This is a genomic window from Alistipes sp. HGB5 (assembly GCF_000183485.2).
Classification (GTDB): Bacteria; Bacteroidota; Bacteroidia; order Bacteroidales; family Rikenellaceae; genus Alistipes; species Alistipes finegoldii.
Genome location: NZ_AENZ01000033.1, coordinates 12,964 through 25,728, shown reverse-complemented (window position 1 = coordinate 25,728; position 12,765 = coordinate 12,964). Strand labels below are relative to the sequence as shown.

General features: G+C 54.6%; 14 protein-coding genes and 1 tRNA gene. 11 read left to right on the top strand and 4 right to left on the bottom strand.

Annotated elements, in window-relative coordinates; genetic code table 11:
* Positions 1-78: 78 nt before the first annotated feature.
* The 3 genes from HMPREF9720_RS05250 (at position 79) to HMPREF9720_RS15005 (ending at position 2,133) form a co-directional block, all read left to right on the top strand.
* On the top strand, positions 79-726 hold the full coding sequence (locus HMPREF9720_RS05250; RefSeq protein WP_009597179.1) for a hypothetical protein: 648 nt from the start codon (positions 79-81) through the stop codon (positions 724-726).
* Between the two features lie 64 nt (positions 727-790).
* The gene (locus HMPREF9720_RS15010; protein WP_009597200.1) at positions 791-1,615 is read left to right on the top strand and encodes a macro domain-containing protein; all 825 of its coding nucleotides are present in this window, start codon (positions 791-793) and stop codon (positions 1,613-1,615) included.
* Between the two features lie 2 nt (positions 1,616-1,617).
* Positions 1,618-2,133 (top strand): TIR domain-containing protein, encoded by a 516-nt coding sequence (locus HMPREF9720_RS15005; RefSeq protein WP_083817605.1) that lies wholly within the window; start codon positions 1,618-1,620, stop codon positions 2,131-2,133.
* 142 nt (positions 2,134-2,275) lie between these two features.
* On the opposite strand, the gene HMPREF9720_RS05245 is transcribed toward HMPREF9720_RS15005, so the two are convergent.
* A tRNA-Ser gene (locus tag HMPREF9720_RS05245) sits at positions 2,276-2,362 on the bottom strand.
* A 273-nt stretch (positions 2,363-2,635) separates the two neighbouring features.
* Here HMPREF9720_RS05245 and HMPREF9720_RS05240 point away from each other — a divergent pair.
* The 4 genes from HMPREF9720_RS05240 to HMPREF9720_RS05225 all read left to right on the top strand — a co-directional run bounded on the left by HMPREF9720_RS05240 (position 2,636) and on the right by HMPREF9720_RS05225 (position 8,242).
* The gene (locus HMPREF9720_RS05240) at positions 2,636-3,793 is read left to right on the top strand and encodes a hypothetical protein (RefSeq protein ID WP_009597191.1); all 1,158 of its coding nucleotides are present in this window, start codon (positions 2,636-2,638) and stop codon (positions 3,791-3,793) included.
* A 20-nt stretch (positions 3,794-3,813) separates the two neighbouring features.
* The gene (locus tag HMPREF9720_RS05235; RefSeq protein WP_009597202.1) at positions 3,814-5,541 is read left to right on the top strand and encodes an OmpP1/FadL family transporter; all 1,728 of its coding nucleotides are present in this window, start codon (positions 3,814-3,816) and stop codon (positions 5,539-5,541) included.
* Positions 5,542-5,637: 96 nt separating this feature from the next.
* Positions 5,638-7,122 carry a proline--tRNA ligase gene (proS, locus tag HMPREF9720_RS05230; protein WP_009597231.1) on the top strand — a complete coding sequence of 495 codons (1,485 nt, stop codon included), beginning with the start codon at positions 5,638-5,640 and terminating at the stop codon, positions 7,120-7,122.
* Between the two features lie 202 nt (positions 7,123-7,324).
* Entirely contained in the window at positions 7,325-8,242 is a 918-nt protein-coding gene (locus HMPREF9720_RS05225; RefSeq protein ID WP_009597181.1) for a cation diffusion facilitator family transporter, read from the top strand.
* On the opposite strand, the gene HMPREF9720_RS15380 is transcribed toward HMPREF9720_RS05225, so the two are convergent.
* Positions 8,217-8,519, bottom strand: a complete 303-nt coding sequence (locus HMPREF9720_RS15380) for a hypothetical protein (protein ID WP_139022463.1) — start codon at positions 8,517-8,519, stop codon at positions 8,217-8,219. The two genes, HMPREF9720_RS05225 and HMPREF9720_RS15380, sit on opposite strands and share 26 nt — an antisense overlap.
* Positions 8,520-8,581: 62 nt before the next feature.
* On the opposite strand from HMPREF9720_RS15380, the gene HMPREF9720_RS05220 reads away from it, so the two are divergent.
* The 4 genes from HMPREF9720_RS05220 to HMPREF9720_RS05210 all read left to right on the top strand — a co-directional run bounded on the left by HMPREF9720_RS05220 (position 8,582) and on the right by HMPREF9720_RS05210 (position 10,246).
* The gene (locus HMPREF9720_RS05220) at positions 8,582-9,166 is read left to right on the top strand and encodes an RNA polymerase sigma factor (RefSeq protein WP_009597243.1); all 585 of its coding nucleotides are present in this window, start codon (positions 8,582-8,584) and stop codon (positions 9,164-9,166) included.
* 64 nt (positions 9,167-9,230) lie between these two features.
* The gene (locus HMPREF9720_RS15615) at positions 9,231-9,380 is read left to right on the top strand and encodes a hypothetical protein (protein ID WP_022043830.1); all 150 of its coding nucleotides are present in this window, start codon (positions 9,231-9,233) and stop codon (positions 9,378-9,380) included.
* Positions 9,381-9,473: 93 nt separating this feature from the next.
* On the top strand, positions 9,474-9,875 hold the full coding sequence (locus HMPREF9720_RS05215) for a VOC family protein (protein ID WP_009597196.1): 402 nt from the start codon (positions 9,474-9,476) through the stop codon (positions 9,873-9,875).
* Positions 9,872-10,246 carry a DUF488 domain-containing protein gene (locus HMPREF9720_RS05210; RefSeq protein WP_009597188.1) on the top strand — a complete coding sequence of 125 codons (375 nt, stop codon included), beginning with the start codon at positions 9,872-9,874 and terminating at the stop codon, positions 10,244-10,246. The genes HMPREF9720_RS05215 and HMPREF9720_RS05210 overlap by 4 nt, the downstream gene beginning before the upstream one ends.
* Positions 10,247-10,524: 278 nt before the next feature.
* Here HMPREF9720_RS05210 and HMPREF9720_RS05205 read toward each other — a convergent pair whose 3' ends face one another.
* Complete coding sequence (locus HMPREF9720_RS05205; RefSeq protein ID WP_009597194.1) at positions 10,525-11,109, bottom strand: HdeD family acid-resistance protein; 585 nt, start codon at positions 11,107-11,109, stop codon at positions 10,525-10,527.
* A gap of 332 nt (positions 11,110-11,441) precedes the next feature.
* On the bottom strand, positions 11,442-12,566 hold the full coding sequence (locus HMPREF9720_RS05200) for an MBL fold metallo-hydrolase (RefSeq protein ID WP_009597190.1): 1,125 nt from the start codon (positions 12,564-12,566) through the stop codon (positions 11,442-11,444).
* Positions 12,567-12,765 lie beyond the last annotated feature (199 nt).

The following is a 12,765-nucleotide window of genomic DNA, read 5'->3' as shown; positions in this document are numbered from 1 at the left end:
CGGGTGCTTGGTCGTACCTTCAGCAGATAAGATAAAGACCCGCGCCATTTTTGGTGTTGGTCATAACACGACCTAACGATGGAGTATAACAAGAGCCGGGAAATTCTGCGCGATTTCTATGCCCAAAATGGCATTTTGAAATATTTTGAACGCGATAATACCTACCTTGAATCGGCCTTCCATGAGATTAACGAAATGTGGTCTCGGAATCTGGAGTGCATAAAAGAGGTCAAATACCTTATGATTGCCGAAGCCCCCTTATGGGGTAAGGACAAAAGCTATATCTACAATCCCGAAACGAAAAACACGTCGTTTTTCTACAAGAGCGACTTGGAATATGTACTGAATATTCAAATCGCCGACAAGCAGGATTTCATAAACTGTTGCAATGAAATAGGGCTGCTTATCATTGATATTTCGCCTTTTGCACTTAACACAGAGGATACGATTATTAATTATCGCAGTATTAGTGCAAGTAAGTATCGTAAACTCGTAAAAAATACCTTCCCATTTTATTTTGAACAGAAATTAAAGGCAGTCAGTAATAAAAAATCAGACTCTATTAAGGCATTCTTCCGGTACGCAAGAGTGAAGAAACGATTCCTGCCATTAATCTCGGAGGCCTTAATCGATTGCCGTTTCATTAAATCGGCAAATGAGATTTTAGAAATATCTCAGCGAGGTGGAAATATGAACCGGATGAAATTTAGAGTATTATTTTGTTAAATGGTTTTTTATGGGTATTTTTACTGATAGTTAAACACGGGAAATATCCCTAAATATTGTTTTAATGAAATTGCCACGGTTAAATAGCCCAAATCTTTGGAGAGACAGCATTACAACGGGTCTTGCCATACTTGCTGTATTTGAAACGGCATTAGCAATTTCTGCGATTTCGTTAGATTGCGTATGGGGTGATTATAATTGGGTAATCAAATTATTATTGGTGCTTGGATTATTTTTTCTAATAGTTGCTATTGTATTTTTAGCCAAATATTACAAAGCCAAGAGGGGTGTGTCTTTAAAAATTCGTGGCATTAAAGTAAATATTAGACAAGGAGATATTTTTAAGGGTGCAGGATGGAAAGTTATTGCGTTTAATGAGTTTTTTGATACTACTGTTGATGATATAGTTATTGCTCATAATACAATTAATGGCGTTTTTATCGATTATCATGTTGAAGATTTAGACGATTTGAAGAATGCCATTACAAATGCACCCGACAATCCTAAACTAAAAAAACGTACCCGTGACGGAAAAATAGTTTACCCTTTAGGTCGAATTATTACTTATAAAAACTATATGCTTCTGGCGTTTACTCATTTTGATAATAATGAAGCACATCTTAGCCAAAAAGACTATGAGGATTGTCTGCGAATAATGTGGACAGAAATATCACGGACATATGCGAATAAGCCGATTTTTATTCCACTTTTGGGAGGAGGTATAACAAGGTTTGATGGGACACCGAACAAATCAAAATCTGACCTACTAAAATGTATGTTATGCACCTTAAGGACCAGTCTTGTAAATATAAATCAACCGATAACAATTCTTCTAACAGAAGAAGCAATAGAAGAAATTAATATTTATGAAATGAAAGGAGTGAAATAATTATGGTCTACAGAACAAGAACTTACATCGCAGCGGATTGGGATAATGATAGTAATGCCGTTCAGCAACTAAATTATTGGAATGATAATAAGTATTTTAGTTTATCATTTACTAATGCTCATGACTTACAGCAAGCGCGAGATAGCAGTCTTAATTGCAGTATAAAGCGCTCTCTTGGGGAAAGGCTTGATGCGTCTCATACATTCGTGCTTATAGTAGGCAATAACACAAAAACCGTCAGAAGCGGACGTTGCCAATATTGTAATAGTTATAACAGTTATGGTGGGTATTGTGCCAGAGGATATTCTGTAGATAATCGCAGTTATATTGAATATGAATGCGAAAAAGCTGTCAGGGATGGCCTAAAAATCATCGTTTTATATAATGCCTTTAAAGTCGATAGGGCTAAATGTCCAGATGTAATAAGAAATGTGGGGATACATATGCCTATGTGGGGTTACGGCTCCAATGGACAAGCGGTATGGAATTACCAAAATGTTAAAACGGCTTTAGGTTAAAAGCTTGGAATAATGACAATAGGGTTCGCGCTACTTTATTGGTTATTTGCGAAATAACCAATTAAAAAGCGCACAGTTTTTACGTTTGTGTGCGTAAAACTGTGCGCTTTTTCTGTAATTGATTGGTAATCAATCTTTTCTGCGGAGAGAGAGGGATTCGAACCCCCGGTACAGTTGCCCGTACACCGCATTTCGAGTGCGGCCCGATCGACCACTCCGGCATCTCTCCAATCTCCCGGACGAAAAACCTTTCGTTTGGGACTGCAAATATAGACATATTTTTTATTTCTCGGCATTTTCGTGCGAAAAAAATTTCAGTCCGCAGGAAAAAATGCGGCTATAGCGGTTCGTTTTGATGCTTTTGCCAAATAATTTCTATCTTTGTATCAGGCGGACAAGTGCAGTATTGCTGCGCTCCGGCCGTTTATATGGTGAAAACGATACTAAAAGCGGTATGGTTTTCGTTTATTGGAAAAGAACTAACGCAAACACCATGTGCGCTATGAAAAAGTTGAATATTTTAATTGGAACCCTTATCCTGTCCGCAGGATTGGCCGGCTGTTCGTCGAGCTACTATGCGTCGTCGGGGTATGCCAACGACGATTTGTACGCTCTGCACGATAAAACGGCCATCGCCCGCAAGCAGCAGGCCGCTGCCGAAGCCCGCAAGGCCGAGGCCGAGGCGCGCCGCGCCGAGTGGGAGGCGAAGATCGCCGAAGCGCAGGCTTTGGCTGCGGAGAACGGTTATTACGACGAGTCGGGTTCGAACCCTTACAACGATATTCTGGCCGATACGTACGAGAGTGCCTATGCGCGCCGTCTGAGGGGATTCGAGTCGCCGACCTACCGGATGCCGTCGAGTTACTACAACTTCCGCTACGGCAGTTCGTTCACCTATGCCACGGCGTACGATCCGGCTTTCTACAACATCATCATTTCCGGCGACGAGGTCTGGGTCGAGCCCAAATACATAACCTCGATGTTCGGAACATGGGGCGGCACGCCTTACGGCGGCTGGTATTTCGGCTGGAACTACTCGCCCTCGTGGTGGGGCTATCCCAGCTACGCATGGGGCGGCTGGAACTGGGGCTTCGGCTTCACTTGGTATGATCCGTGGTGGGGTCCCGGATGGCATCCCTACTGGGGACCCGGTTGGGGGCCCGGATGGGGCGGCGGCTGGCATGGACATCACCATGCGGGATACAGGCCCCGCGACTATTACGGCAATCCCGGCGGACGCGGCAGGAGCTACACTCCCGGCCGAAGCACTTCGGGGGCGCGGTACGGCAACGGAGGTTATGCCGGCGGTTCGCGCGGCGGCCGCAACGGCTCCTACAGCACCAGCTACGGCAGCCGCAACGGCGACAGTCCGTTCAGCAGCGGCTCGCGCGGCAGCAGTTACAACAACCGGGGCAGCAGTTACAATAACCGCGGCAACAGCTATAACAGCGGTTCGCGGGGCGATTTCAACAGCGGCTCGCGGAATGACTTCAACAGCGGTTCGCGCGGCAGCAGCTACAACGACCGCGGCAGTTCGAGCAGCGGCAGCAGCTTCAACAGTGGCGGTTCGCGGGGCGGCAGCTCCGGCGGCGGTTACAGCGGCGGCGGCTCGCGCGGTGGCAGTTCGGGCGGCGGAGGACGCGGTTATGGCAGTCGGTAGCAACTAAAACGGAGAGAATTATGAAAAGCATGAAAATAGTGGCATTGTGCGCGGCCTTCGTTGCTGCGGCGCCTTTGCAGGCGCAAAATACGGGTCTCGAATTCGGCGGTTCGGTGCTGAACCACGACATGTTGTGGGCTACCGATCTGGCGCAGCTTTCGCAGACGCACGTTTTCGGCACGGCCCGCGTGATGGGTATGGGCGGGGCTTTCACCTCGCTGGGCGCCGACTTGTCGTCGATGTCGCTCAACCCGGCGGGGCTGGGCATGTACCGCCGCAACGAGATTTCGCTCACGCCGCTCGTGCCCATGGCGAAGGCGTCGACCGCGGGAACGGCTTCGTGGAAGGGAAACAGCAAATCGCAGTTCGCATTCGCCAACGTGGGCGTCGCCCTGAACGTCTTCGAGAGTTCGAGAAGTTCCCTGACCAGCCTGACGCTCGGTATCGGCATGAACCGCATCGCGGATTTCAACAGCCGCTACTCGTTTTCGTCGGAATCGCGCTACGATCCCGACCGGCCCGACCGACTGATGCCGACGATCGCCGATATCTTTTCGCAGCAGATGAATAATTTCGGTGTAAGGCCCGACCGCGAGGCCGAGGGCGGAGGCCCGAACGGACCGGTTCCCGTCGATGCGTGGAATCCCAATGTCTGGCCGGCCATATTGGCCTACGACGCCTATATGCTGGGGAACTATGGAACGGTGAAGGACCCGATCTGGGCGGTGGAGCGTATCGGCCGCAACGCTTCGGTGCTGCATTCGATGGATGTGGTGAATTCGGGTTCGATCAACGAGTTCACGATTTCGATGGGCGGCAATATCAACAATATCCTCTACTTCGGCGCGTCGATCGGCATTCAAAGCGTACATAAGAAACTGGGCGTGACCTATCAGGAGGAATACGGCTATTTCAATACGGACGGCATCGGACACGACGGCAGCGGCAATGCGCTCGCCGAGCAGCTCGACGTGATGAATCTCTATCAGGAGATGGAGATGAACGGCAGCGGCGTGAATTTCAAGTTGGGCTTCACCGCACGGCCCCTGACCGGCCTGCGTGTCGGCGTGGCTTTCCATACGCCGACCTACTATTCGCTCGACTATTCCTATCGGGCCGATATCTTTTCGGATATCAGGAATAATGCCGACAACAAGGTGGCTACGGTGGGAAATGCCACGCCACGGGCCAACAACAGCGGCGGCAACAGCTGGGATTTCACCTCGCCGGCGCGCCTGATGTTCGGCGCTTCGTATACGTTCGGCACCTTCGCCATCGTGTCGATCGATTACGAGCGCGACTGGTACAACGGGATCCGCGTGAAGAACGTTCCGCAGTATAACTACTTCTCCGAAGAGGACTACAAGGCGGAGTTCAAGCATAATTTCCAAGGCACGAACTCGATCCGTGCGGGCGTCGAGGTCAAGCCGCTGCCGATTCTGGCCCTGCGCGTGGGCGGCGGTTATACCGATTCGATGCTCAAGGAGCGGGATTTCTATGTAAACGACGCCTATACCAGCATGCCGACGACCTATGAGAGCTACTATTTCTCGGCCGGCGCCGGCGTGAACCTCGGACGCAACACGACGTTGGATCTGGCCTATCAGTATGTCACCAACAAGCAGACGCAGTACCAGCTCTTCTTCAGCAGGCCCGAAAACGGCGGCGACATGGAGACGTGGAGCGGTCTGTACGACACCTCTCTGAAGCGTCACTATCTGGCCGCGACGCTCAGCTTCCGTTTCTGATGCGGCCGTTTCGTCAATATAAAGGTCCGTCGCGGTGACGGACCTTTGTTTTTTTATTATATTTGCAGGCTGAAACAAAATCAAAAATAAAGATATATGGCAAAGGAACTCAAGGACCTCACCAAGTCGGACGAGAACTACTCGCAGTGGTACAACGATCTGGTCGTGAAGGCGGGGCTGGCCGAGAATTCGGCCGTACGCGGTTGTATGGTCATCAAACCCTATGGCTATGCCATCTGGGAGAAGATGCACGATGCGCTGGACAAGATGTTTAAGGATACGGGGCATCAGAACGCCTATTTCCCGCTGTTCATCCCCAAATCGTTCTTCTCGAAAGAGGCCCACCACGTCGAGGGCTTTGCCAAGGAGTGCGCCGTGGTGACGCACTACCGTCTGAAGAACGATCCCGAAGGCAAGGGCGTTGTCGTCGATCCCGACGCCAAGCTCGAAGAGGAGCTGATCGTGCGTCCGACCTCGGAGACGATCATCTGGAATACCTATAAGAATTGGATTCAGTCGTACCGCGACCTGCCGATCTTGTGCAACCAGTGGGCGAACGTCGTGCGCTGGGAGATGCGTACGCGCCTGTTCCTGCGCACCGCCGAATTCCTGTGGCAGGAGGGCCACACGGCGCACGCCACGCGCGAGGAGGCTGTCGAGGAGGCCGAAAAGATGATTCATGTCTACCAACGGTTCGCCGAAGAGTGGATGTCGCTGCCGGTGGTGGTGGGCCACAAGTCGCCCAACGAGCGTTTCGCCGGAGCTGAAGATACGCTTACGATCGAGGCGCTGATGCAGGACGGCAAGGCGCTGCAGAGCGGCACGTCGCACTTCCTCGGCCAGAATTTCGCCAAGGCGTTCGACGTGCAGTACGTCAACAAGGAGGGCAAGCTCGAATACGTGTGGGCTACCTCGTGGGGCGTTTCGACCCGTCTGATGGGCGCGCTTATCATGGCGCATTCGGACAACAACGGTCTGGTGCTGCCGCCGAAACTGGCGCCGATTCAGGTGGTGATGATTCCCATCTACAAGGGCGACGACCAGCTGGCCGAGATCCGCACGCGCTTCGAGGCCATTGCCGCGCAGCTCAAGGCCAAAGGCATCAGCGTGAAGATCGACGACCGCGACAACGTGCGTTCGGGCTTCAAGTTCGCCGAATACGAACTCAAGGGCGTTCCGGTGCGTCTGGCGATGGGACCTCGTGACATGGAAAACGGCACGATCGAACTCGTCCGCCGCGACACGCTCGAAAAACAGACCGTTTCGCAGGAGGGACTCGTGGAGCGTATCGAGGGCCTGATGACCGAAATTCAGGAGAACATCTACCGGAAGGCGCTCAACTACCGCGAGTCGATGATTACCAAGGTCGATACGTGGGAGGAGTTCAAGCAGGTGCTCGACGACAAGGGCGGCTTCCTGCTCGCGCACTGGGACGGCACGGTCGAGACCGAGGTGGCGATCAAGGAGGCCACGAAGGCCACGATCCGCTGCATTCCGATCGACGCGCCCGACGAGGAGGGCGTATGCGTCTTCTCCGGCAAGCCGTCGCACCGCCGCGTGCTGTTCGCCCGCAGCTATTAGTCTGCGGCGGGCGCGATGCCGCGCGATCATATGGAATATCCCCGGCGAATATCCGCCGGGGATTTTTCGGCCCGTTGTGTCGGGTGGTGCCGGCCGTGCGGGGCGCGCTTAGGGATGGGGGAAGCCGGCCGGAAAAGCGATCGCCGGTCTTGTGTTTCCGTAAATTTCACTATTTTTGTTCATTGTCGTAAAAACGTGCGTTATGTCCGGTGAGGCTGAAATCCGCAAAAAGAAAATATACCGCGTGACCTTTATCGGTTTCGCGGTCAATCTCCTGCTCGCCGGGATCAAACTCGCGGCGGGTATTCTGGGCCGAAGCGGCGCCATGGTCGCCGACGCCGTACACTCGTTCTCCGACATGGCGACCGACGTGGTGGTGATCGCCTTTGCCAAGATTTCGGCCAAACCCAAGGACGAGGGACACGACTACGGCCACGGCAAATACGAGACGCTCGCCACGATCATCATCAGCCTTGCGCTGGCTGCCGTAGGTACGGGGATTCTGGTGAACAGCATCGGTGCCATCCGCGTCGTTGTGGACGGAGGGCTGCTGCCCCGTCCCGGCACCGTGGCGCTGCTGGCCGCCGCGGTCTCCATCGTCGTCAAGGAGATTCTTTACCGCTATACGGTGCGCGAAGGCCGCCGGGTGTCGAGTCCGAGCATGATCGCCAACGCATGGCATCACCGCAGCGACGCCCTTTCGTCGCTGGGAACGCTGGCCGGCATCGGGTGCGCCTATTTTCTGGGCGATAAGTGGCGCATCGCCGACCCGATCGCGGCGCTCGTCGTGGCGGTTTTCATTTTCAAGATCGCGTTCGACCTGATTCGCACCGGACTCGACGAACTTCTGGAACGTTCGCTTCCGGAGGATGTGGAAGAGGAAATCCTGCGTGTCGTTGCGGCGAATCCCGAAGTGCGGGAGCCGCACAACCTGCGCACGCGCCGTATCGGCGCATCGATCGCCGTCGAGGTGCATGTGCGCGTGGACGGCACGATGAGCGTCTGCCGCTCGCACGAGCTGACCGAGGACATCGAACGCCGCCTGCGCGCCCGGTTCGGCGAAGGCACGATGATCGCCATTCATGTCGAGCCGCTCAAGGCGGCGTGCCGTGCGGAGTGATGCCGGGTGGCGGGGTGGATTCCCGCGAAAAACGGCGTGCCGGTTCACCCGCCTCTTCGACCGTTTCGCCTTGACCGCTGATTCCGAATAAAATGCCTTTCGGTGCTGTTCCGGCACGGATTTTGCTGTTTCTGCAATCCGAATAAACAGGCCGGGACATTCCCGCCGGAGTAGAAAGAAATTTGGATTTTCGGAAAAAAGTGTTTATCTTGCCGCCGATAAGGCTCCGGAGCTCCGGGTTTCCGAAAGCCCGAACGATGAAATTATCGACATACACAACTTAAAAAGGATTGCCTATCGGGAAAAGTCTACTCTTAACTACATTTAGGAGACAAGAGTATGAACGTGCAAGTATTAAGTGACCAGGTATTGCTTAATCACTACCTCTCAGGTGACCAAAGTGCCATATCCAAGCTCATCGAACGCCATAGCCGCCGTGTGCGCGACTACATCAATATGATGGTGAAGGACCGCGATGTTGCAGAAGATATCTTCCAAGAGACATTTATCAAAGCCGTGCGTGTAATCGACGACGGCCGCTATACGGACAACGGGAAGTTTCTCTCGTGGGTGCTGCGCATCGCGCACAATCAGGTGATCGACTATTTCCGCGCCCAGCGGCAGAACAAGGCCGTCACCGAAGCCGAAGCCGGATACGATGTATTGGGATCGCTGCGTTTCGCCGAGCGGAACGTGGAGGACGCCATGGTCAGCGAACAGATCGAGCGCGACGTGCGCGCTCTGGTCGAACTGCTCCCTGCCGAGCAGCGCGAGGTGGTGATGATGCGTTATTTCGCCGGTCTCAGTTTCAAGGATATCGCCGAGCAGACCGACGTGAGTATAAACACCGCGTTGGGCCGGATGCGCTATGCGCTTATCAACCTGCGGCGGATGATCAAGGAAAAAAATATGATTTTGTGCTGACCGGCACACAATATTTCCAAAGGCGCGGCGTTTAGTTAGTACAAAGCAAAATTACAAGATGCCTATGGAGGATATTGACAAAAACGAAGTTTCGGACGACGGCATCTCCGATGAAGAAGAACTTCTGCATCGGGAGGTGATTCAGGGTGATGCGGATCTTTACTACCTTCACCACTACCTCTCGGAAGTTTTTCGGAATGGGGATAATTTTTAAGGGTTAATTTTTGATGGGGAAGGGCGCCGGGAGGCGCCCTTCATTTTAAGGGATACGGCCCGTTCGCGCATCTCTTTTTTTAATTGGACGATTATGAAATTCAGCAATGTGAGATTATTGGTCAGGGACTATGAAAAGTGCTTCCGGTTTTATACCGAAAAACTCGGTTTGGAGACGGCTTTCGATATCGAAGGCTGTTACGGCAGTTTCAAGGTGGCCGAAGGCATCGAGGGGTTGGCGATATTTACGTCCGACCTCATGGCGCCGGTCGCCGGGAACGCAGACAAGGAGCTGCCGGCCGGCTGCAGGGATAAGATGATGGTATCGTTTGAAGTCGACAATGTGGACGAAGCCTTCGAAACGCTCTCTGCAAGGGGCGTGGAGTTTGTCAACCGGCCGACCGACATACCCGGCTGGGGAATGCGGGTCGTGTATCTGAGGGACCCCGAAGAAAATCTGATCGAACTTTTTACGCCTTTGGCAGCGAATTTATGACACGCATACGAATCAAACGCGTTTACGAACCCGCCGCTCCGGACGACGGCTGCCGCGTGTTGGTCGATAAACTGTGGCCGCGCGGCGTGCGCAAGGATGCGCTGCATTACGACATGTGGGCCAAGGAGATCACGCCCAGCCCCGAACTGCGCGCATGGTACCACGCCGATCCGCAGACCCGCTGGCCGGAGTTCCGGCGCCGGTATCTCGAAGAGCTGCGCGGCTCGCAGGCCGTGCGGGAGTTTGTCCGCCGCATCGCCGGAAATGAGACCGTTACGCTGCTGTACGCATCGAAAAATGCGGCTGAGAATCATGCGCTTGTCCTGCAGGAATTTCTCGAACACGCCGTGACGGAGATCGCGCACGCCTGACCGGCGTGATGCGCGGTTCGCTCCCGCCGTTCGGCCTTGTGTTCCTATGGCTTGTGCCGTTTCCGGTTGCATCGGTTTCGCCGCCGGGAGGGGTTGGTGTGCCGTGGTGTGGGAAAGGGGAAGCCCCTCTAAGGAGGGGCTTCCCGTGTGAACTTTTTTTTGTGTGGCAGTCGCTGTTTGGGGACGGCAGAGTTCCCGGTGCGGCGGCGGAGAACAAAAAAAGCCCCTCGGTGCGAGGGGCTTGTACGGTGAGGCAGACTTGACGGCGTACGGAAATATCAGCGGTTGCCGAGACATTGGTGCGCCCGCCGCAGCTGGATCGAAAGCGAACAGGCGGCGATGCCGGCGAAGAGCAGCGAAATGCCGACCCAGATCACGACGGCCGTGGTGCCGAATACCAGCGGCTGGAACAGAATCCACAACGAGCAGAGCACCAGCAGGATGCCGCTGAAGACGGTCCAGCCCGATCCGGGAATCTCCATGGCGTTCATGTCGCCGCCCAGACCGATGGCGCTGAATCCGCGCAGCATGAGCCAGAAACCGAGGAAAATCGGCAGCGTGGCGGCCGAAAGCGCGACGTTGAAGATCAGGATGATGCCGAGGATGATTTCGATGATGCCCCCGGCCAGCATCCAGCCGCGGCCCGTGATGAAGTGTTTGTTGGCCGACGAAAGCACGACTTCGAGAATGCCCGAAAAGAGCATCAGCCAGCCGAAGACGAGCGACATGCCCAGATAGCTCTGGGTGGGGTAGACGAATATCAGAATGCCCACGACGAACAGGGCGATGCCGATGATCAGGAGCAGCCACCAGTAACGTACGGCCCGCTTCGAATTTTCGATCAGTGAGGAAAAATTGTTCATAGCATATGGATTTTCCTCCCTCCGGAGCAAATTGCATACCAGAGCCGGAGCGCTCAGGTCCTGAGTATGCGTGGTAAAGGCCGTTTTTTCCGCGGGTGTCGGATGCGGGTTTCCGTGGCCGTAGGTCGGCGCCTCACTGCCGCCGCAGATGTTTCGGCGCAGATGTTTCCGCAGAGATCGCTTCGGCGAAGATGTTTCGGCGCGGGGCGCTTTGCTTCGCCGTAGGTTGCTTCAGTGCGGGTTGCTTCGGTGCGGGTCGCGGGCTTCCGGCGGAATAAGCCGGCCGGAACCGGGATAGTCCCGTTGAAGCCGGAGCGCCCCTGTCCGATGCGCTATAATCCCGTCGGATCGTCGGCCTGCGCACGCTCCGGTTGCGGAGTTTCCAGCGGAACCACCTCGCCGATTTCGGGCCGCAGGAGGTGCAGCGCGGTGTCCGCGGCCAATGCCGCCTCGGTCGCCAGCGGCTCGTCCCAGCGGTGCTTGGCAAGGGCGTATTTCGAGTGGTGGACGGTCATGATCCGCCTTGCACCCAGCTCTTTTGCGGCTTTGGCCAGTTGGTCGGGCATCGTGTGGATGTATTTCCACGCTTCGTCGTACTGGCCGTTTTCGAGAACGGCGAGGTCTATGTCCGGAAACTCTTCTCCGATCTCGGCGAAATGACATCCGTATCCGCCGTCGCCGCCCATGTAGATTTTCCGCGCGGGCGTTTGCAGCAGGAACGATCCCCACAACGTCTGATTGGACGACCGCCCGCGGCCGGAGAAGTGGCGCGAGGGGAGACAGCGGACGGTGAATCCGTCGCCGAGCGTCTGTTGTTCGTGCCAGTCCAGCTCGACGATCTTCGCCGGGTCGAAGCCCCAGTACTCGAAGTGCTCGCCCACGCCCAGCGGACAGATGACCGTGCCGATGCGCTCTTTCAGCTCGCGGACCGTGCGGTAGTCGAGATGATCCCAGTGGTCGTGCGTGACGATGAGGTAGTCGATGTCGGGCATCTCTTCGGGGCGGTAGATGTCGGTGCCTTTGAACGGACGGTTGAGCATCGAGAGCGGCGCCGCGTTGCGGAAAACCGGATCGACGAGCGTCCGGCGCCCTTCGGCCTGAATCAGCTGGGACGAGTGCCCGAACCAGACCAGCAGGTTGCTTTTGGGATCGAGCGCCCGCAGGTCGGTGCGGATCGCCGGCACCGCATCGTGGGGACGGAGTCCCTCGCGCTTGCGGAAGAGGAATTCCAATATGCCGCGCAACCGGCTCTTGTCGCCCGTCATCATCGGACCGGCTTCCTGATTGCGGAACCGGCCGTCGCGGTAGTTCGGCGACTGCCGGATGCGTTCGAGCCGTTCGCCTTGGGGCAGACGCCCGAAGCTCGGCAGACGGACGATGACGAATGCGGTGGCCAGCGTCGCGAGCAGGATGCTTGAGAGTATTATCATTTTGCCTCTTTTTTGCTTGCCCGACATGATTTTTCAGGTTTGTATGGTGCAAATATACCGTTTCTTCCGAGACGGTGCGTATACGGATTACGGTTCGGGCTACCATTATTCCGGAAATGTCTCCGGCAGCGGCCGCCGATAGGTTGTTCCGGGCTGTTTTGACCGACGATTCGGCTGATTTGTTCTATTTATTATGATATAATGCCAAAGTTTTATATTTTTATGA